This is a genomic window from Terribacillus saccharophilus, assembly GCF_046592895.1.
Taxonomy (GTDB): domain Bacteria; phylum Bacillota; class Bacilli; order Bacillales; family Amphibacillaceae; genus Terribacillus; species Terribacillus saccharophilus_D.
This window is the reverse complement of sequence record NZ_JAWVPU010000001.1, coordinates 440,461-458,296: the sequence shown is the minus strand read 5'-3', so window position 1 is coordinate 458,296 and position 17,836 is coordinate 440,461. Positions and strand designations below refer to the sequence as shown.

The 17,836-nt window shown below is 46.6% G+C and carries 20 protein-coding genes and 1 pseudogene; 15 read left to right on the top strand and 6 right to left on the bottom strand.

Features of this window, described 5'->3' with window-relative positions; translation table 11 throughout:
• The first annotated feature begins 16 nt into the window (after window positions 1-16).
• The 4 genes from mreB (at window position 17) to SFC66_RS02190 (ending at window position 3,041) form a co-directional block, all read left to right on the top strand.
• Window positions 17-1,018 (top strand): rod shape-determining protein, encoded by a 1,002-nt coding sequence (gene mreB, locus SFC66_RS02205; RefSeq protein ID WP_411217733.1) that lies wholly within the window; start codon window positions 17-19, stop codon window positions 1,016-1,018.
• A gap of 113 nt (window positions 1,019-1,131) precedes the next feature.
• Window positions 1,132-1,950, top strand: coding sequence for a flagellar hook-basal body protein (locus tag SFC66_RS02200; RefSeq protein ID WP_411217069.1), 819 nt, complete (start codon window positions 1,132-1,134; stop codon window positions 1,948-1,950).
• A 12-nt stretch (window positions 1,951-1,962) separates the two neighbouring features.
• On the top strand, window positions 1,963-2,760 hold the full coding sequence (locus SFC66_RS02195) for a flagellar hook-basal body protein (RefSeq protein ID WP_411217068.1): 798 nt from the start codon (window positions 1,963-1,965) through the stop codon (window positions 2,758-2,760).
• 20 nt (window positions 2,761-2,780) lie between these two features.
• Window positions 2,781-3,041: a DNA-directed RNA polymerase subunit beta gene (locus tag SFC66_RS02190; protein WP_411217067.1), complete on the top strand. Its 261-nt coding sequence runs from the start codon at window positions 2,781-2,783 to the stop codon at window positions 3,039-3,041.
• A gap of 42 nt (window positions 3,042-3,083) precedes the next feature.
• On the opposite strand, the gene SFC66_RS02185 is transcribed toward SFC66_RS02190, so the two are convergent.
• The gene (locus tag SFC66_RS02185; protein WP_411217066.1) at window positions 3,084-3,242 is read right to left on the bottom strand and encodes a lmo0937 family membrane protein; all 159 of its coding nucleotides are present in this window, start codon (window positions 3,240-3,242) and stop codon (window positions 3,084-3,086) included.
• Between the two features lie 124 nt (window positions 3,243-3,366).
• Between SFC66_RS02185 and fabZ the strand changes: the two genes are divergently transcribed.
• The 10 genes and pseudogenes from fabZ to SFC66_RS02135 all read left to right on the top strand — a co-directional run bounded on the left by fabZ (window position 3,367) and on the right by SFC66_RS02135 (window position 12,738).
• Complete coding sequence (gene fabZ, locus SFC66_RS02180; RefSeq protein ID WP_093725183.1) at window positions 3,367-3,789, top strand: 3-hydroxyacyl-ACP dehydratase FabZ; 423 nt, start codon at window positions 3,367-3,369, stop codon at window positions 3,787-3,789.
• Window positions 3,790-3,905: 116 nt separating this feature from the next.
• On the top strand, window positions 3,906-4,391 hold the full coding sequence (locus tag SFC66_RS02175) for a competence protein ComK (protein ID WP_411217065.1): 486 nt from the start codon (window positions 3,906-3,908) through the stop codon (window positions 4,389-4,391).
• 87 nt (window positions 4,392-4,478) lie between these two features.
• Window positions 4,479-5,105: a hypothetical protein gene (locus SFC66_RS02170; RefSeq protein WP_411217064.1), complete on the top strand. Its 627-nt coding sequence runs from the start codon at window positions 4,479-4,481 to the stop codon at window positions 5,103-5,105.
• 323 nt (window positions 5,106-5,428) lie between these two features.
• Window positions 5,429-6,547, top strand: a complete 1,119-nt coding sequence (locus SFC66_RS02165; RefSeq protein WP_411217063.1) for an acyltransferase — start codon at window positions 5,429-5,431, stop codon at window positions 6,545-6,547.
• Window positions 6,548-6,648: 101 nt separating this feature from the next.
• Window positions 6,649-7,323 (top strand): hypothetical protein, encoded by a 675-nt coding sequence (locus SFC66_RS02160; RefSeq protein WP_411217062.1) that lies wholly within the window; start codon window positions 6,649-6,651, stop codon window positions 7,321-7,323.
• Between the two features lie 13 nt (window positions 7,324-7,336).
• Window positions 7,337-8,578, top strand: a complete 1,242-nt coding sequence (locus SFC66_RS02155; protein ID WP_411217061.1) for an efflux RND transporter periplasmic adaptor subunit — start codon at window positions 7,337-7,339, stop codon at window positions 8,576-8,578.
• A gap of 97 nt (window positions 8,579-8,675) precedes the next feature.
• Window positions 8,676-9,764, top strand: coding sequence for a glycosyltransferase (locus SFC66_RS02150; protein ID WP_411217060.1), 1,089 nt, complete (start codon window positions 8,676-8,678; stop codon window positions 9,762-9,764).
• A gap of 445 nt (window positions 9,765-10,209) precedes the next feature.
• Window positions 10,210-11,691, top strand: a pseudogene (locus SFC66_RS02145) (SH3 domain-containing protein); the annotation flags it as partial.
• An 84-nt stretch (window positions 11,692-11,775) separates the two neighbouring features.
• A complete protein-coding gene (locus tag SFC66_RS02140; protein WP_411217732.1) occupies window positions 11,776-12,348 on the top strand; it encodes a cell wall-binding repeat-containing protein in 573 nt (190 codons plus the stop codon).
• 111 nt (window positions 12,349-12,459) lie between these two features.
• Window positions 12,460-12,738: an AbrB/MazE/SpoVT family DNA-binding domain-containing protein gene (locus tag SFC66_RS02135; protein WP_411217059.1), complete on the top strand. Its 279-nt coding sequence runs from the start codon at window positions 12,460-12,462 to the stop codon at window positions 12,736-12,738.
• Between the two features lie 42 nt (window positions 12,739-12,780).
• Here SFC66_RS02135 and SFC66_RS02130 read toward each other — a convergent pair whose 3' ends face one another.
• On the bottom strand, window positions 12,781-13,551 hold the full coding sequence (locus SFC66_RS02130) for an SDR family NAD(P)-dependent oxidoreductase (RefSeq protein ID WP_411217058.1): 771 nt from the start codon (window positions 13,549-13,551) through the stop codon (window positions 12,781-12,783).
• Between the two features lie 181 nt (window positions 13,552-13,732).
• On the opposite strand from SFC66_RS02130, the gene SFC66_RS02125 reads away from it, so the two are divergent.
• Complete coding sequence (locus SFC66_RS02125; protein WP_411217057.1) at window positions 13,733-14,347, top strand: TetR/AcrR family transcriptional regulator; 615 nt, start codon at window positions 13,733-13,735, stop codon at window positions 14,345-14,347.
• Window positions 14,348-14,362: 15 nt separating this feature from the next.
• Here SFC66_RS02125 and SFC66_RS02120 read toward each other — a convergent pair whose 3' ends face one another.
• Genes SFC66_RS02120 through SFC66_RS02105 form a run of 4 tightly spaced genes read right to left on the bottom strand, consistent with a single transcriptional unit; the run spans window position 14,363 to window position 17,708 of the window.
• Complete coding sequence (locus SFC66_RS02120) at window positions 14,363-14,683, bottom strand: EamA family transporter (protein WP_411217056.1); 321 nt, start codon at window positions 14,681-14,683, stop codon at window positions 14,363-14,365.
• Window positions 14,670-15,026: an EamA family transporter gene (locus SFC66_RS02115; RefSeq protein ID WP_411217055.1), complete on the bottom strand. Its 357-nt coding sequence runs from the start codon at window positions 15,024-15,026 to the stop codon at window positions 14,670-14,672. The genes SFC66_RS02120 and SFC66_RS02115 overlap by 14 nt, the downstream gene beginning before the upstream one ends.
• Window positions 14,992-16,740, bottom strand: coding sequence for a DUF6020 family protein (locus SFC66_RS02110; protein ID WP_411217054.1), 1,749 nt, complete (start codon window positions 16,738-16,740; stop codon window positions 14,992-14,994). The genes SFC66_RS02115 and SFC66_RS02110 overlap by 35 nt, the downstream gene beginning before the upstream one ends.
• Window positions 16,740-17,708, bottom strand: a complete 969-nt coding sequence (locus tag SFC66_RS02105) for a glycosyltransferase family 2 protein (protein ID WP_411217053.1) — start codon at window positions 17,706-17,708, stop codon at window positions 16,740-16,742. Before SFC66_RS02105 ends, SFC66_RS02110 begins: the two co-directional genes overlap by 1 nt.
• Window positions 17,709-17,836 lie beyond the last annotated feature (128 nt).

The window sequence follows — 17,836 nt, the reverse complement described above, 5'->3', positions numbered from 1 at the left end:
CAGGGAGGATCTGAGGATATTGGCACGAGATATAGGAATTGACCTCGGTACGGCTAACGTACTAATACATGTAAAAGGAAAAGGAATCGTTCTGAATGAACCATCTGTTGTCGCGATGGACAGAAATACAGGGAACGTACTGGAAGTAGGGGAAGAAGCACGACGCATGGTAGGCAGAACACCTGGCAATATTGAAGCGATTCGCCCGCTGAAAGACGGCGTAATTGCTGATTTTGATGTAACAGAAGCGATGCTCCGCTATTTCATCAATAAGATCAATGTAAAAGGTTTTCTATCCAAGCCGCGTATGCTGATTTGCTGCCCGACTAACATCACGAAAGTCGAACAAAAAGCAATCAAGGAAGCTGCGGAGAAATCCGGCGGAAAGAAAATCTATTTGGAGGAAGAGCCGAAGATCGCTGCTATCGGAGCAGGGATGGATATCTTCCAGCCAAGCGGTAATATGGTTGTCGACATCGGCGGCGGTACGACGGATGTTGCTGTCCTGTCAATGGGTGATATTGTGACAGCACAATCGATCCGTATGGCCGGAGATAAATTCGATGCAGAAATCCTGCAGTATATCAAACGTAAATACAAGCTATTGATCGGCGAACGCACAGCTGAGAATATCAAAATCGAGATTGCGACAGTGTTCCAAGGCGCGCGTCAGGAATCAATCGATATCCGCGGCCGTGACATGGTGAGCGGCTTACCGCGCACCATCACTGTTCATTCCGAAGAGATCGAAGAAGCGTTGCGCGAATCAGTGGCATTGATTGTACAAGCGGCGCGTACGGTGCTCGAGCAGACTCCTCCGGAATTGTCTGCCGACATCATCGACCGCGGCATCATCCTGACTGGCGGCGGTGCGCTGCTTCACGGCATCGACCAGCTGCTTGCAGAGCAGCTGAAAGTACCTGTCTTCATTGCAGAAGATCCAATGGATTGTGTGGCAAAAGGTACTGGCGTGATGCTTGAAAATATCGACAAACTTGAAAAACGTAAAGTAGTTTGATGAATTGGCCTCTTCTGTATCCAGAAGGGGTTCAATTTTTTTGGGAATCTGCCGATATATATAGTGGAGAACAATATGAGAAGCAATCAGACTCACCTAGGAGGATCACCACATTGCTAAAAGGGTTATATACAGCTGCATCCGGTATGCTCGCCCAGCAGCGCAAGCAAGAAGTAATGTCCAATAACTTAGCCAATGCGAATACAAATGGATACAAAGCAGATCAAGGCCAGCTGCGGGCATTCCCGGAGATGCTGATGAGAGCGTCGGAAAGCAAGCAGACATCAGCCAATGACTCACGATACGTTTCGACTTCAAGGGAAATCGGCAGCATCAATTCCGGTGTGTATGTACAAGAGACGATCCCGAATTTCGTGCAAGGCGATTTGCGTGAAACGGGCATCAGTACGGATACAGCATTGGTGGATGGCGCATATCCTGATGAAAACGGCTCCGTTTTCTTCACCCTTCAGACAGAAGAGGGGGAAGCATACACGCGAAATGGTAATTTCACAGTCGATGCCGAAGGATTCCTGACAAACGATCAAGGCAATTATTTGCTTGATAACGATGGTAATCCGATCCAGACAAACGATCAGACATATAAGCTCTCAGCCGACGGCACGATGCAATTCACGGACGGACGGAACATCCAGCTTGGTCTGGCTTATGTGCAGGACGCCAACTTGCTGGACAAGCAGGGTGATAATGTGTATAGCGCAAGCGAAGAAGCCCAAGTGGCAGATGCCCGTACGACGGCTGGTGCTGCTTTCAATGTAGTGCAAGGTGCAGTGGAAGGCTCGAATGTCGATTTGGAGCAGACGATGACTGACATGATGCAAGCTTACCGGACGTTCGAGATGAATCAGAAGGTCATGACAGCATATGATGAAAGTCTCGGAAAAGCAGTAAATGAAGTAGGGAAGCTGTAAAGGGGGAGCAATATGAGCAGAATGATGACACAAGCTGCAGTGACGATGGGCCAGCTGCAGCAGCGATTGGATTTGATCGCGAATAACATGGCGAATACGAGTACGACCGGCTATAAAGCACAAACCTCCAATTTCTCTTCCTTGCTTTATCAGCAGATGAATAATCCGCCGAATGATGAGGCGAATACGGAAAACCGCAGCACAAGCGACGGCATCCGGATCGGCGCAGGTGCTTATATGAGCAGTACGAATCCGCTCATGACGACAGGCACGATCCAGAAGACAGATCGTAATCTCGATGCAGCATTGGTGAATGATAATCAGTTCTTCACGATCACAGGTGCAGACGGCCAGGAACGTTACACACGTGCCGGTAACTTCTATCTGCAGCCGCAGCAGGACGGGACAGTCGCACTCACGACAGCTGATGGCGATTTTGTCAATGGTGCCGATGGACCTATTGCATTACAGTCTGATTTTGATAGTATTACTATCAATGACCGCGGGGAAGTCGTTGTCGGCCGTAATGGGGAGAACGCTGTGGAAGCGAATCTTCAAATAACTGCCATCGATAATCCGCGTGTGCTGACACGTACAGGTGATACGGCATTTGAATTGGCTGATCCCGCACTTGCACAAGTCCTGGATGCTGGAGAAATCGAATTGCAGGCAGGCAGCCTGGAAGGATCGAATGTCGATCTTAGTGAACAGATGTCGGCGATGGTGAACACGCAGCGTGCTTATCAATTCAATGCCCGTTCGATTTCGATGAGTGATCAGATGAGCGGACTCATCAACCAGATTAGATAAAATTAAGGAGCCAGAACGCTATGCCAAGTAATGCATCCAAACTCCAGACAAAAGAACAACATGAGAAGAACAAGCAGGCAGAAGGTGAAAAAGCACCCAAAAAACAACGAAGAAGATTGTTTCCGATTTGGCTTCGTTTACTTGTCGTGCCGATCATCCTCGTCATCTTCCTGATTCTCGGGTTGCTGTTCGGGTATGGCGTCCTTGGAGATGGCAATGCACTGGACATCCTCAAACGGGATACATGGACGCATATCTCTGATTTGATCAATGCGAAATAAAGAAAAAGGCTTGCCCCAAGACGTTTGGGTGCAAGCCTTTTGCTATTTCCTGCCCCTGCTTTTTCTAATCGCATAAATGACGAATAGAATGGCAGCGATGATCAGGAAGATGTGGATGATTCCACCAAGAATATTGAAAATGACACCGATGAGCCAAAACGCGACTATGATGATGCCGATCCATAATAAAAGATTAAGCATGTGGCTGACCTCCCAACAGTTATATGACTATCCATACCCTTACTCAGAAACGTGTTAAACATACGAGCTTCATTTTTGGTATAATACGTTAGGAAAGACAACCATTCAGGAGGCTTACCTTATTATGTATGATGTACAACAAATCAAAGAAATAATCCCGCATCGCTATCCATTTTTGCTGGTGGATCAAATAACGGAAATTGAAGAAGGAAAACGCGCAGTCGCCAAAAAGAATGTAACGATCAATGAACCGTTCTTCCAAGGCCATTTCCCTGATTACCCTGTCATGCCGGGTGTTTTGATCATAGAAGCACTGGCACAGACAGGTGCATTTGCCATGCTGATGAAAGAAGAAAACAAAGGAAAAATCGGCTTCCTTGCCGGTGTCGATAAATGCCGTTTCAAACGTCAAGTAAAACCAGGGGACACATTGAAGCTGGAAGTGGAAATCATCCGCTTGAAAGGCCCTGTCGGCAAAGGAAAAGCGACAGCGACTGTAGACGGTGAACTGGCTTGTGAAGCAGAAATCACATTTGCCATCAAATAAGAGAGCGAAGCGTTATGCTTCGTTCTTTTTTACTATTTTTTACATCTATTTTACATATCAGGGGCGCTGTTTATAGTAATATAGTCTTGTGAAAGCTAATATTGGAGGGGGAAATCATGCAGATAGAAAAAAAGGAACAGTACACGATCACACGTAATACCATCGCGGTCATCCGCCTGAATGACCCCATTTATCAATCCCGCGTCCTGGAGGCGGACAAAGAGATATTCGTGGAGCAATCTCCTCTATCCATCATCGATCACAGCTGTATGCAGTATGGTTCTTCCTACGAAGGCAGGGTGCATGCAATCGGCAAACTGCTGCGGACTGACAAAAAAGTGCCCATACCGGTGCATCCGGCTCATGGCGTGTTCATGCTTCCGACTTCCTCACCTACGAATTCCCATTGCGTCTGGCTGTCCTTCTATCATATTCAATCCTATAAAGAATCGAAAAGCCGCACCTGCATCAGCTTCTATAATGGCAGTGCGTTATTTGCGGAAACATCCGAGCGTTCTTTTGACCAGCAATACAAAAGGACAGGTACTGTCATCGCCTTGTTGAACAATGAGCACTTCTTCCTGGGACAAACATTATCCTGAACTGCCAAATGCTTCTGCTGCTGAACACGTTATGATATCATGATAACTATCATAACTAGCTTAGAAGTATAGGAGGAAACCTGTCTTATGCGCACTACATACACCGGAGCCGAGCTGTTGGAGCAGCTGCTGCTTCAGAAGGACCAGCTTCTTACATCGATCAGACGGGAAGATATAGCCCTCGATGCCTTCTTGAGACAAGAAGCGAGGCGGGCTGATCATTATCCTGTATTCCGCTACGTATTGAGACATTACATCGGCTTGGTCAACCCGAATTTGACGGAAGAATTCGAGCAGATGTTCTTCCGATTGTTCCAGGAAGCCGCACACCGGCCGGACAAGCGGAGTATCGTCGGGTTGACGGAAGCATTATATAAAGTGGAAAATCGCCGGGGCAAGCCGTCGATGCAATTTCCTCAAGTAACGCATATGCTGCATTTGCTGAACGTGCATTATCCGATTTATGACCCGGCAAGGGCTGCCTTCCTCGGCATGCCATCAGCCAATCATCTTGTCGGATTCGATAAAAAAATGACACGTTATATCGAGCAATACAAGCAGCTTTTCGAACTCAGCCAAGACATACTGCAAGATGAGAGATACCAAGCATTATCTTCAGCATTCGACAAGCATTTCACCGAGCCCGGCTACAAGCCGCCAAGTGATGCCAAGAAGCTTGATTTACTTTTGCAGGCATTCACCAAGACCGGCTGACTAAACGGCCTAAAATAGTTCATACCCTCTAACCGATCTTTAGAGAAAATCGTACGCGGTTTTTCCTCTGGAGGTCGGTTTTTTATGCACCTATGGAATTATCGTTCTGATAAATGCTTTGCTGATGCGATTCATTCCAAATTATGGATATTTAATCTGTGGGAAAAATAAGGACATATTGGATACAGTTTGTAATCATATTGCATCCAGATTGTGTTGTCATTACAGTTCTGTTAAAGCTATTGCGATTGCATAAGCCCAGGGTATATAAAGAAGAAAAGACGGATAGTATTTCTTAGGACAAAGAAAGCAGGTAGATGCACATGACGAGAAACTACACCATCGATTTCTTCAAATGCCTAGCGATATTCGCAGTCGTTTGTATCCATACCCACACATTCCGGGATACAGCCGTCCCTTTCGGACATGGAGATACATGGGCGTTCATCATTGATACAATAGCCCGTTTCTCTGTTCCATTCTTCTTTGCAGCATCCGGTTATCTTTTCGCCATGAAACTGCAGCGAACAGATGATACATTCTCTTACTTCAGACGCTACACCGGCAAGCTGATCTCACTGCTTGCTGCATGGTTCGCCTTTTATTGGATATATGACTTCATCAAGATGATCACGACGGGAACAGGTACGATGAGTGAACAAAAAGCGGAGCTGACAGCTTACTTTCACGATACCTTCCAGTGGCGCACATTGCTGGACGGGATATCTTATACACAATTTCAGCTTTGGTTCATGTTCGCGCTGATCTTTTCCATCATCATCATTTATACGGCCTACAGAATACGCATGCTGAAGCTTACGCTATTCATCGCCCTAGTGCTCAATTTGGTGGGTCTGCTTGGACAATCTTATGGCAAGCTCTTCCATATCACAATGGAAGAGACGACACGAAATGGTATTTACTTCGGCTTGTTTTATACCGCGCTTGGTGCATGTTTCGGCTTATATGAAAAGCAAATCATCGCCAAAGCACAAAATATCCGTGTGAGGACTGTCGGCATGATGGTCGTGGCAGGATTTGCGATGAAGCTGCTTGAGCGCTACATCCTGCATTATCGATTGGATTTGCCGCAAGGGGAATATTTCATCAGTACGATTCCATTGACGGCAGTGCTGTTATTGTTCACCTTGAAAGCTCGTAACATCGGAAATCATCGTTACGTCAGCTTGGTTGCGAAAAATGTGGTGGGGATTTATTTGATCCATACATTCTGGCGCAGCATTTTCAATCAAGCACTGGATCAATCACCTATCACCGAGACATTTGCCTGGGGCTTCCTGTACGCACCGATACTATATGTATTATCTCTGCTGTCGTATGTAACATTGCAATATACGAAAGAAAAGCTCAGCACACCGCCAGTTCCAAGACAAGCAAAATCCCGTACGGCACTCCGGCCAAGCAACAGCCTTATCAAATAGACTGGCAATTGCCAGTCTATTTTTTTATTGTAAATATATGTGCAAATTTTGAAAAATTACGGTAATCTTTTACTATATACATACATAAAGGATGGCAGAACATGACATATCATACGAATCCTTTCCGTCTCCTCATCAGCCCGAAGGAGACCTTATTCAAGCTGCGGGAAGCAGAAAGACTTCGCAGCCACTGGCTTTGGACAGTCCTTCTGCTAGTTGCATTCTGTCTCGTTTATGCAGCACTTGGATGGGCTGGTGCCGGAACGGAAACGCTGAATCAGTTACGTACGAATTACACAGGATCGGAATACGAATCCGCGAAATTCAGCTTCATCATCGGTCGGCTTGTCTTTGGACTGGTGCTAGGTTTGTTACTTATCTTTGTTGTGTCTCTCGTATTTTATCTATTTTATGAAATTCCGTATCAAAAGCTAGTGATCATCCAGTTAAGTGTCGGAGTCATATTCCTGCTGGAAGCTCTTACTTGGCTCGTATTGCTGCTGGCAGCTGGCTTGGAATGGAATCGTTCGCCATTCTCACTTGGCGTGCTTGCCGATCTGTTCACAGACAGACCATGGGTGATCAGCTTGTTCGGGGCGATTTCTTTGTTCCAGCTCTTCATTTTATATTTCCAAAGCCGATGCTTGCGGGTATTGTTTCCAGTCAAACGCTGGCATGCAGGCGCAGTTGTCAGTATCAATTTTATTTGTTATATCCTTTTACTGACGCTGTTTGGTGGAATCGGAAATAAAATCGTGGCATTCATCTTTGCATAGGAGGACTTGAAGGATGATGAAAAAGATAATACTGCCCGCAGGGATCCTCCTTATCCTGATCAACCTGGCTATTTTATTCTGGGATGATGGCCGGGTAGGACGGACAAACGTTGTGCACAAATGGGAACAAGTAACAGCAGAGGATGTCAAAGAGACAATGGCTGTGCCAGCTGTACTGACTTCCGCTGATATGATACCTGTCCGCTTTGATCCGCAATCAGGTTCGATCACGGAAACGCTTGTTGAACCAGGTGATACGGTAGAAGAAGGGGACGATTTGTTTACATATCAGACTGCTGACTATAACAAGACGTATTCTGAACTGAACAGTGTCATCACTTCTCTCGAACAGCAGACCGAGGCGGTGGAGCAAGCAATTTCCGATGCTGAAGATGCAGCGATTGCTGTCGATGCCCAGCCGGAAGAAACATTCGAGTCAGAGTCCATCGAGGAGTCTGGCAGCGAGGAAGAAAACGACAGAGCAACAGAGGCCCTGCAGCAAGCAACAGAAGAACAGACCATCCAGATGCAGGAGCAGTACCGCATCGACCTTGAAAAAGAGCTTGCCCAAAAAAGCGCGGAGCTGTCAGCAGCGGAAGAACAGCTTGCTGATTTGGAGGAAACTGGTGAGTTCATCACGGTCACAAGTCCTGCGTCAGGAACGGTGAAAACTGTGGCACAAACCGGTGATGAGCCGGTGGTAACGCTGCAAAGCAGTGATCTTGTCATGGCCGGCGAACTGACCGAAGCTGAAAGAAAGCAAGTGCAGACTGGAATGACGGTCGAAGCCAAAGTGACAGACGACGGACCTGCTTTGGAAGGGGAAATCACCGACTTGGCGGACCAGCCTTCGGCAGCAGGGAAAGAAAGCAAATACAAATTCGAAGCAGCTTATCTTCCTGAAGAGGAACAAAATGATGACCTGTTGGCGGGATACCATCTGGATATGGATATTTTGCTTGCACATGACAGTCAGGTGCCAGCAGTCAAACCAGCTCGAGTGACAGATGATCGTATTTGGCATATGACGAATGGCGAGCTGCAGACAGTTCAAGTGGAACTTGGAGCGCAAAATGAAAAACAAGCTGCAATCATCTCTGGTTTGGAAGCAGGCACATTCATCCCCGTGGATCAAGAAGGCCATTATGCGAATGAACCTTTCGTCACGCCATGGAAACCGCAGGAGATGAACTGGTCACAATGGAAGGAAGCCTTCACAAGCTATGAATTCCTGCTTGGAATTATGGATCATTGATTGTAAATTGTTTTTAAAGAAATATCCGATCTTACTGCAAGTATTGTCGATAAAGCGTACAATTTGTTTACAATCACGTACGTAAGGGGCATACGGAATGAAAGTTCATTTGATCGCAAACATGTATCCTAGCAAGCAGCATCCCAATTATGGGGTTTTCGTTGAAAATACAGAAAAGATACTAGCTCAATCAGGCGCGACATTCGATCGTACGGTCGTTACGAAGCAGTCAAGCTCCATCGGGAAACTGACAGCATATGCCAGTCATTTCTTCAAAGTGATCGGCAAATCATTATTCAAAAAATATGACGTCACGTATGTGCATTATGCGACGCATAACAGCATCCCGGTGCTGATTGCCAAAAAGCTGAATAAGAATATGGTCATTTACACCAATGTGCACGGCAGCGACGTTGTGCCGGAGTTCAAGAAGCGGGAAAAGTACCAGCCTTATGTGAAGCGGCTGCTGGAAGTGTCGGACACAGTCATCACACCCAGTGCCTATTACAAGCAGCTGGTGCAGCAGAAATATGGCCTGCGCAATCGCATCGAAATCTTTCCTTCCGGCGGCATAAATAAGGAAACATTTTATGAAAAAGACACAAGAATTGCTTGTGAAGAATTGGAAATCGATCCGGATCACCGCTACATCGGCTTCGTTGGCCGAATCGACCGCGGAAAAGGCTGGGATGTCTTTTTGGAGGCGGCCAAGCTTTTAAAGGAGCAAGGTGGGCTGGAAGGCTGTAAGCTGCTGTTCATCGGCGATGGTCTGCAAAAGGACAGCTTCGATGAAATGGTCGACAGCTATGGACTGCGTGATGATCTTGTCCATTTTCCGCTATTGTCCCAGCAAAAGTTGAACAGTGTATACAATAGTATGAGCGTGTTTTGTTTTCCGACAATGCGTGAAGGGGAGAGTCTTGGGCTTGTAGGCTTGGAAGCAATGGCTTGCGGTACGCCTGTGATCGGCAGCCGGATGGCCGGACTGCTTGATTATATGGAACATGGCCGCAATGGATTCCTGTTTGAGCCAGGGTCGGCAGAGACGCTGGCTGCTAGCATTAAAACCTACATGGATTTACCGGAAGAAGCGAAGCAATCCTTGCGGGAGACGGCCAAGCAAACTGCGGCGGCTTATGAAGTCGATGCTATCAAGCCTCGTTTGTCAAAAATATTCTCTATCTAAAGTCCAACAATTGTTGGACTTTTTTTATGAAGTGAATGTAAATTCGTGCTTTACATTATTAAGTTTTAACTGTGTATCTAGTAAAATCCGCCTGCTCTTCTTATAGTTTAAAAGAAGCATTGCAAAATTCGACATGAGCTTTTTGTACTGCGAATCTAGTAGAGAAAGAGGGTAACAGGTGGAAAGAACCAGAGCGACGTATATCACTGTCTTTATTGCCGGTCTATTTCTTACATGTTTAGCAATTTTCCAGCCAACTGCTGTCAGTGCAGAATCGGGGAGCCATGCGTTTCCGTCTGGCACTTCATCCGTGAACTTGAATGATGGGAAAACGGTCGAAGTAACCAATGATACGAATGGTACAATCTCTGTCACAGGGGAAGCTGGTACACTTTATGAATCGACAATTCCGGATGCGGATATAGCTTCCGTGCAGGAAACGACAATGGATGACAATTCCTATTTGATCGTCGAATATCGTACACATGGTACCGCCCAAGCTTTGCAATTCGACATTTTACATGTCACGAATGAGAACTTGGAACGTATTTATCAATCAGAATTATATGAAGGTGCAAGGCTGTCTGTTGATCAAGAAGGATCACAAGTGAAAGTCAGCTACCCGAAAATGGAACAAAATGTTCCGCTGGCTGAGCCAAAGGAAGTGTATGTGGAAGCATTCACAGTGGCTCAGCAGCAAGTGACAAAAGGGGATAAGCAAACTGAGTCAGCTGCAGGTGAAGCACAGGCGCGCACATTCAGTGCCAGTGCTGCGGGACGCAGCAATCCAAGCTATGACGATATCAGCCGCAAATTGACTGCGGCAGCGGTCAAATATGATGTGCCGGCGGAAATCGTCAAATCGATCGCTTTCCGTGAGAGCGGCTGGAAACAATATTGGACTGGCAGCACACCTTCGTATCAGGATTCCTGTAAAATAGCTGACGGCTCCAATGTTGTGATCGGCTATGATTGTATCGGAATCGGCATCATGCAAGTATCCGATTATAATCGCAATGATACGGAAGAAATCCAAAAGCTGATGCATGATATCGACTATAATATCGAACGCGGTATGAAAATCCTGAAAGATAAATGGAATGAAACGAATCAAAAAGCGGAGTCCTCATTGGCTTATAATCTGATTCCGAAGGTCAATGATGGGAACCCGGACAAACTGGAGAACTGGTATTTTGCCATCTTGGCATACAATGGCCGACTGGAGCGGAATGATCCGATAGCCAATCCGCAAACAGCTTATCAGGAGCTTGTTTATAAGGAAATGGAAGAGCAGTCATTGATTTCGACGACACCATTCCCGACGCATCTGCTGACACCAGGAAGAATCAGCGGAAAGCTCGGTTCCTACTTTTCTTTCCAGACAAACCAAGTTTCCACTCCAGGACCATTGCATGAAAGCACGCAGAACTACGGTAAGGGCAGCACCGTTTATGTGACGGCTGACAAGCTGACGCTGCGTAGCAAGGCAAGCACCAACTCCCAATCCGTCAGCAGCTTGCCGCGTGGGGAAAAACTGACGATCACGGGCGGCTATACAGCCAATGATTCCAATCAAAATCATTATGTATGGTATCCGGTTCGTTCAAGCAGCGGGAAAACAGGTTATGTAGCGAGCGGATATTTGAGCAAATCACCAGTCGTCGTGCATAATCTCGAAGGCAATAAACGAAACGCAACAAGTGCGAGCATTTCCAACCACGGCTGGCATTTGGAATCACCAGAAGCAGTCGTGCTTGGTCGCAGTGATCTGCCGATCGATGCTTTCACAGGAAGCGTGCTGGCAGCACAGCTGGACTCACCACTCATGCTGACGGATCAGGATAAGCTGGAGCAAGTGACGATCACAGAAATCGATCGCTTGAAACCATCGACCATCTATATCGTTGGAGCAGAGCCGGCTATCTCGAAGAACGTCGAAAATGCATTGCGCAAGAAGTTCCCTGATAGCAAAATCGAGCGCGTTGCCGGTTCGCATCGCTATGCGACAAGTGTGAAAGTGGCAGAAAAGGTCGCATCCATTTCTGGAAAACCGTCTGAAGTTTTCTTGGCAGTCGGAGACGAGAAATCGCCTGATGCCCTCACAATCGGTCCTCATGCCGGCAAACAAGGCAGTCCGATCTTGCTGACAAGAACAGGTGAACTGCATGCCGATGTGAAGAACTATATCAAGCGCAATGGTATCAAGAAAGTCACGATCATCGGCAGTGATGTTGTGGTCTCTAAACGCGTCGCAGACCAAGTCAAGCAGCTTGGTGCGTCAGTGGAGCGGGTATATGGCGACACACGTTATTCCACGAATGCTGCTGTCATCTCGAAGTATCATGGAAACAACCCGGACAAAGTATTCTTCGCAAACGGTCAGACAACAGTCGATAGTCTTTCTGGTGCGCCGCTGGCTGCCAAATATGATGCGCCGATTGTGCTGACAAGACCGGATTCCGTCACGAAACCAACACGGGCACTTCTCGACAAGATAAGCGACCAGCCAGAGATCTTCTACCTAGGGTCGGAAGTTGCCATCACGGGTAAGACACGTAAGGAATTGCAGGGAATCCTTCAATAAGGGAGAAAAAGCACGAACATATTATATGTTTGTGCTTTTTTCATCATTAAGATTTTCAATATTTAGGAAAATATAGTATAGTGAAAATATTACAGTAAAGGAGGCGTTAACATGAAGAGTACCGGGATTACAAGACGGGTCGATCATTTGGGACGAGTCGTCGTGCCAAAAGAAATCAGAAGAGAGTTCGGCATCGAGGAAAAAGATCCTGTGGAAATTTTTGTTGAAGGTGACAAGATCATCTTCCGAAAATATCAGCCTGGTTTTACTTGTGCCATAACGGGAGAAATCACGCCGGAAAACAAGCAATATGCAGATAACCTGTATTTGAGTCCGGAAGGTGCCCGCATTCTCTTTGACAAGCTGAAAGAAGAATTTCAATCCAATTAAAAAAGACGCAGCGAACAAATACTGTCCGCTCGTCTTTCTTTTTTATACAGATGTTGTACCTTGGCCGCCATCGACCCGGAAATAAGAACCGGTGATGAAACTGGCACGATCGGAAGCGAGGAAAAGCATCAATCCGGTCACTTCTTCGACAGTGCCGTACCGATTCAGCGGCACGCTCGCTTCAAACCCGCTTCGAGCCGTCTTTTCGTTTCCTTTAGCTGCTTTTGATTCGATATCTTCCATCCACCCTGTATCGAGGGCGGAAGGACAGACGGCGTTGACGCGTATACCGTATTCCGAGACCTCAAGTGCCGCCGTTTTATTGAGTCCGAGCAGTGCATGCTTGGAAGCGACGTATGTGCTCATGCCAGGACCGCCAAGCAAGCTGCCGCTGCAGGCGCCATTGACGACAGCGCCACTTCTTTGCTTTATCATCACACGCAACACATGCTTCAGCGCGATGAAAGCTCCAACGACGTTTGTTTGGAGCACTTGTTCCATGCTTTCGACTGTTTGTTCTGTCAGCGGTAGGAAATCACCGCTGATTCCCGCTTGGTTGATGAACACATCTATGCGTCCGAAACGATCTACTGTTGCTTGGACAGCTCGTTCCATTTCTGCTTCTATCGTCATGTCTGCTGTAAGCAGAAGTTTTTCCGTATTAATATCCGCCGCAGCCGTCTCCAATGCTTCTTCTGAAAGATCAAGCAGAGCGAGTTTGGCACCAGCTTCTGCAAATGATCGTGCTGCAGATGATCCGATACTGCCGGCAGCGCCAGTGATCAATATGACTTTTCCTTCGAATTCCCTCACTGTATGAGCCCCCCGTATCTGAAGTGGAAATTTCTTCGATGTAATACGTTAACATAGTAATCTTAGCGCATTGACATATAGGTAACAATGCTCAATAATCAAGGTTATGTAACCTAATCAACAAAAGGTCAAAATTGATGGACTTAATATAGATTAATGAACAAAAAAGGCGGTTTTGTTAATGACATCGAAGACAGACCGACGCAGCAGAAGGAGTATAAAGGCACTCAAGAACGCTTATGTCGATTTAATCCTGGCTGGAGAAGAAAAGCGGATCAGCATCCAGCAAATAGCTGATCAAGCTGATTATAACCGTGGCACTTTCTATAAGCACTTCGCCGATAAAGAAAGTTTGAAGCAGCAAATCCTCGGTGATTTCCTGGACGGCATAGCCGAGGCTTTGCTGGAACCTTATAAAACGTGTGCATCAGTCGATTTGCAGGAGCAGGCACCATCGACGATGCGTATCTTCACGTATATTTTCGAAGAAAGAAATGTGCTGCAGGCATTGCGGATACTGTATCCAGACATAGCTGACAAAATGCTGCGCGTTTTCGTGGACTGTTTATCCGGGGAATTTTATTTGGAAACGGAAACGCCGCGCATCCCGGTCGATTATGACTTGATGATCCATTTCCAAATGTCAGCTACCATCGGCTTTATCATGCGCTGGGCGGATACAGACTTCAAATACTCCACGCTGCATCTTTCGGAACAATTCACGGAATTGGTACGGGTTCGCCCCTACAGGCTTATCAATACAACGATACAAATGGAAAACGACTCCCAAGTGTGACTGGGAGTCGTTTTTTCATAGTACAAGGCAGGCGGCACCGAGGACAAGCAGTCCGACACCGGCAATCTGCCGCATGTTGATATGTTCTTTCAAGACATAATAAGACAAAAGCATCGTCCATATATACGTGATGCTAGTCAGCGGAAAGACGACAGAGTAGGGCAGCAGTGTGAGCACATAGATGTTGATCAGTGCAGCCGAGCCATAGCACAAAAGTCCAAGCAATAACGCCCGGTATGCAGAAACAGTCGGATCACTCGAGCGTTTGAAGAAAAATCCACCGCCTGCACCAAGCATGGTGCAGCATACGAGTAATATCCAGCTAATGCTTGCCACCCCCGATCAGGATTGCCCCGACAATGATCAGTGCTGTGCCGATGATATGCATGAATGAGATATGCTCCTCCAAGAAGATGCTGCCCATGATCAAGGCAAATACATAGCCAAGGCTGAGCATCGGCTGCAGGACACTGAGCTTACCGAAACGAAAAGAAATAATCATTGTCACAGCACCTGCTCCATAAAAGACACAGCCGATAAAGAGTGGGATATTGATCGATCCATCCGCGATTTTCCAAAATAACTGACCGACGCTAGTGAAGACAGCTGACAACAAAATCAGACTGATGCCAATCTTAGGTTTGTCAGGCCTGTCGTGCGGGGCTTGTGCTTTCTCCATCAGCCGGCTCCTCCCGTTTTTTATACAAACAAGCAAACAGAAGGAAGAAAATACTCACCATCGCGTTGCTGACCTGGTATCGATAATCCTGTGCTGGCAATCCGACCAGCATCGTACCTGAATTAAGCAAAACAGGTAATATCGGCAGCCAAGCAATCATTCCGAGTTTGCGTGAAGCAATCAAGCTGAACAGGACGATGAGGATGCTGAACACCGCCGGACGCCAGAAAAGCTCTTCTGTATGATAGCGGGATGTCTCCAACCCATATTCGACGACATCATACAACGTCTGACTCACGGGTTTTGTTTCCAAGCCCATGCTGTTGGGATCGACATCGATCGTATAAGGGTTCGTGTAGCCGTCAACAGGTTTATTGATTTGCCATATGAGTGACGTCTGCTTCAGATAAGCCTCGACGACAAGCGCAGGATTCTGCTTCACGATTTCGAACCATACCGAAATGTACTTGCCCATATCTGCTACGACAACATCATCCTTGAAGTTGTCATGGAATTTGATTCGGTCAGTCAAATACGGATTATAAGCATCCCAGTCCTCGATCGGCAGGATGGAATCCAAATAATCCCGCTGTTCATCGGTTAGTTCTCCATCTTGCGAGACGACTGCCGCAATCTGCTGTGTCGGGATGCTCAAGGATTCATTCGGGTTGGCCGATTTGACGTTATAAGCTGTAAACACTGGTCCTGTTACGATTAGATAAAGCGCTGTAACGAGAACAACCGGCGTCAGTAACTGCTTCCAGTTTCGACGATAAACAACCATCATCCCGATTGCAGTTACGACGGCAATCGGCAGCCCATTATTCCGGAAAAAGGCAATTCCGAGCAATAGGAGTGTGAAGGTCGCGATGCCGCCCCATGTCCGCAAGTTTCTTCCTTCCTGCAGAATTGTCTTCATGATAAAAATAGTCAAGTAAACGATGAATGTACTGTAAACGACATCCTTCCAAAGTATCGTCGAGAAAATACCATTGATAGGAAGAACAGCCCATAATAAAGCTGCCATCCAGGCGAGTTTCTTTCCGAGCCCGTATTGGCGTAAAGAGTAAATTGCATAGGAGTAAACAAACGACATGAACAAGATTTGAAAAACAACGACTACAGCTGGGGAATCCCAAATCTGCGTAAGGAGCAGAATCACCATCGTATAGGCAATTGGATGCCAGTTGTTGAACTCATGACTTTGCACTTCCCGCCAATGCGTCAAACTATCCGGACTCATATTGCCGGGGAAGAAAGCGAGCAGGTAAATCATCCAAACGGCAATCATCGGCAGCATATACCAAAGGATCTGCAGCTTGCTTACTTCCGTTCGCCGCCACTCATAACCGCCGCGCAGCAGCAGGAAGGCGATGAATGAGAAAAAGCAGCTGATGGTCATCAGTGAAATGGTATCGACGATGACGGTCTCATACCAAGGACGGTTGAGGAACAATGGCCAGTCGATCAAACTGATCAGCGTACAAACAGAGAGCAAAGCAATACCGATCGTTATGTAACGCTTTTCCAAAACAGAATGGATGATCTGCTTGCGAAACGAGAGAAAAGCATAAAAGAAACATATGCTGACAATGGTAATTGCAACATATTTAAGCATGGATGTGTCCTGTCTTTCCTGCATGATGGCTAAGACAGAAATAGTGGCTGCAAGACCTGCAGCCACACTGATCAAAAGGTTGAGAACGCGTGTCATTACTTGGAGCCTCCAGTTCTGGTCATACCTTGGACAGGTTTGGGTTTGGTTTCGGACTGTATGCGGTTCAGTTCCAATTCATATTGCTTACGCTGATTGGACGCCACCGTATCCAAAATCGCACCACAGGCAAAACTCAATACCGACAACACCACCAGACCGACAGCAAGGATTGCAGAAGGTACCCGCGTGATGAACTGTGTGGAAAAGTATTCGGCGATGACCGGGATGCCGACAGCAAGTCCGAGCAGGAGAAACAGGGCGGACCAGGCTGTGAAAAACAGCATCGGCTTGTATTCCTTGAAAAGCGTGAAGATCTTGTACAGCACTTTGCGGCCATCCGCCAGTGTATTCAATTTGGAATAGCTTCCTTCCGGACGGTCCCGATAAAGGATCGGTACTTCGACTATTGCAAGCCGCTTATCAAGGGCATGGATGGACATTTCGGTCTCGATCTCGAATCCTGGGCTCATGATGGGCATCGTCTTGACAAATAGACGGTCAAAAGCACGATAGCCTGTCATGATATCGCTAAGCTTCTTTTTATATAGGAAATTGATGCAGTTTTTAACCATCGTATTCCCAAGGTTATGGAACTTGCGTTTATTTTCTTTTACATATGTGCCATTAGACAAGCGATCACCGATAACCATATTGGCGCGCCCTTCCTGGATAGGGGCGATCAGATCATGGACGAATTCAGCAGGATACGTATTATCCCCATCGACCATCACATAGCAGTCTGCCTCGATATTGCGGAACATCGAACGGACAACATGTCCTTTGCCTTGCTGGAATTCCTGGCGGACAATGGCGCCATGCCGCCGGGCAACCTCACTTGTCTTGTCCTTCGAGTTATTGTCGAACACATATATATCCGCATTCGGCAGTTCTTTACGGAAGCTATCGATGACATCACCGACTGTTTGCTCTTCGTTGTAGCATGGAATCAATACAGCTATTTTCAATACGTACACTCCATTCCTTTTCTAGGATATGTCGAACCAAGTCTAGCAAAGGATTATTATGCAACTGTTAACAAATGGTGAAGTAATTGTAAATAGTGTGAATTTGCTAATTGTTTGTAAAGTTATGT

Excerpts from the sequence above, each read along its gene's own strand:
- fabZ (WP_093725183.1), top strand. The coding sequence starts at position 3,367 with ATGTATGATGTACAACAAATCAAAGAAATAATCCCGCATCGCTATCCA.
- SFC66_RS02185 (WP_411217066.1), bottom strand. The coding sequence starts at position 3,242 with ATGCTTAATCTTTTATTATGGATCGGCATCATCATAGTCGCGTTTTGG.
- SFC66_RS02190 (WP_411217067.1), top strand. The coding sequence starts at position 2,781 with ATGCCAAGTAATGCATCCAAACTCCAGACAAAAGAACAACATGAGAAG.
- SFC66_RS02195 (WP_411217068.1), top strand. The coding sequence starts at position 1,963 with ATGAGCAGAATGATGACACAAGCTGCAGTGACGATGGGCCAGCTGCAG.
- SFC66_RS02160 (WP_411217062.1), top strand. The coding sequence starts at position 6,649 with ATGACATATCATACGAATCCTTTCCGTCTCCTCATCAGCCCGAAGGAG.
- SFC66_RS02170 (WP_411217064.1), top strand. The coding sequence starts at position 4,479 with ATGCGCACTACATACACCGGAGCCGAGCTGTTGGAGCAGCTGCTGCTT.
- SFC66_RS02135 (WP_411217059.1), top strand. The coding sequence starts at position 12,460 with ATGAAGAGTACCGGGATTACAAGACGGGTCGATCATTTGGGACGAGTC.
- SFC66_RS02125 (WP_411217057.1), top strand. The coding sequence starts at position 13,733 with ATGACATCGAAGACAGACCGACGCAGCAGAAGGAGTATAAAGGCACTC.
- SFC66_RS02155 (WP_411217061.1), top strand. The coding sequence starts at position 7,337 with ATGATGAAAAAGATAATACTGCCCGCAGGGATCCTCCTTATCCTGATC.
- SFC66_RS02110 (WP_411217054.1), bottom strand. The coding sequence starts at position 16,740 with ATGACACGCGTTCTCAACCTTTTGATCAGTGTGGCTGCAGGTCTTGCA.
- SFC66_RS02115 (WP_411217055.1), bottom strand. The coding sequence starts at position 15,026 with ATGGAGAAAGCACAAGCCCCGCACGACAGGCCTGACAAACCTAAGATT.
- SFC66_RS02165 (WP_411217063.1), top strand. The coding sequence starts at position 5,429 with ATGACGAGAAACTACACCATCGATTTCTTCAAATGCCTAGCGATATTC.
- SFC66_RS02175 (WP_411217065.1), top strand. The coding sequence starts at position 3,906 with ATGCAGATAGAAAAAAAGGAACAGTACACGATCACACGTAATACCATC.
- SFC66_RS02150 (WP_411217060.1), top strand. The coding sequence starts at position 8,676 with ATGAAAGTTCATTTGATCGCAAACATGTATCCTAGCAAGCAGCATCCC.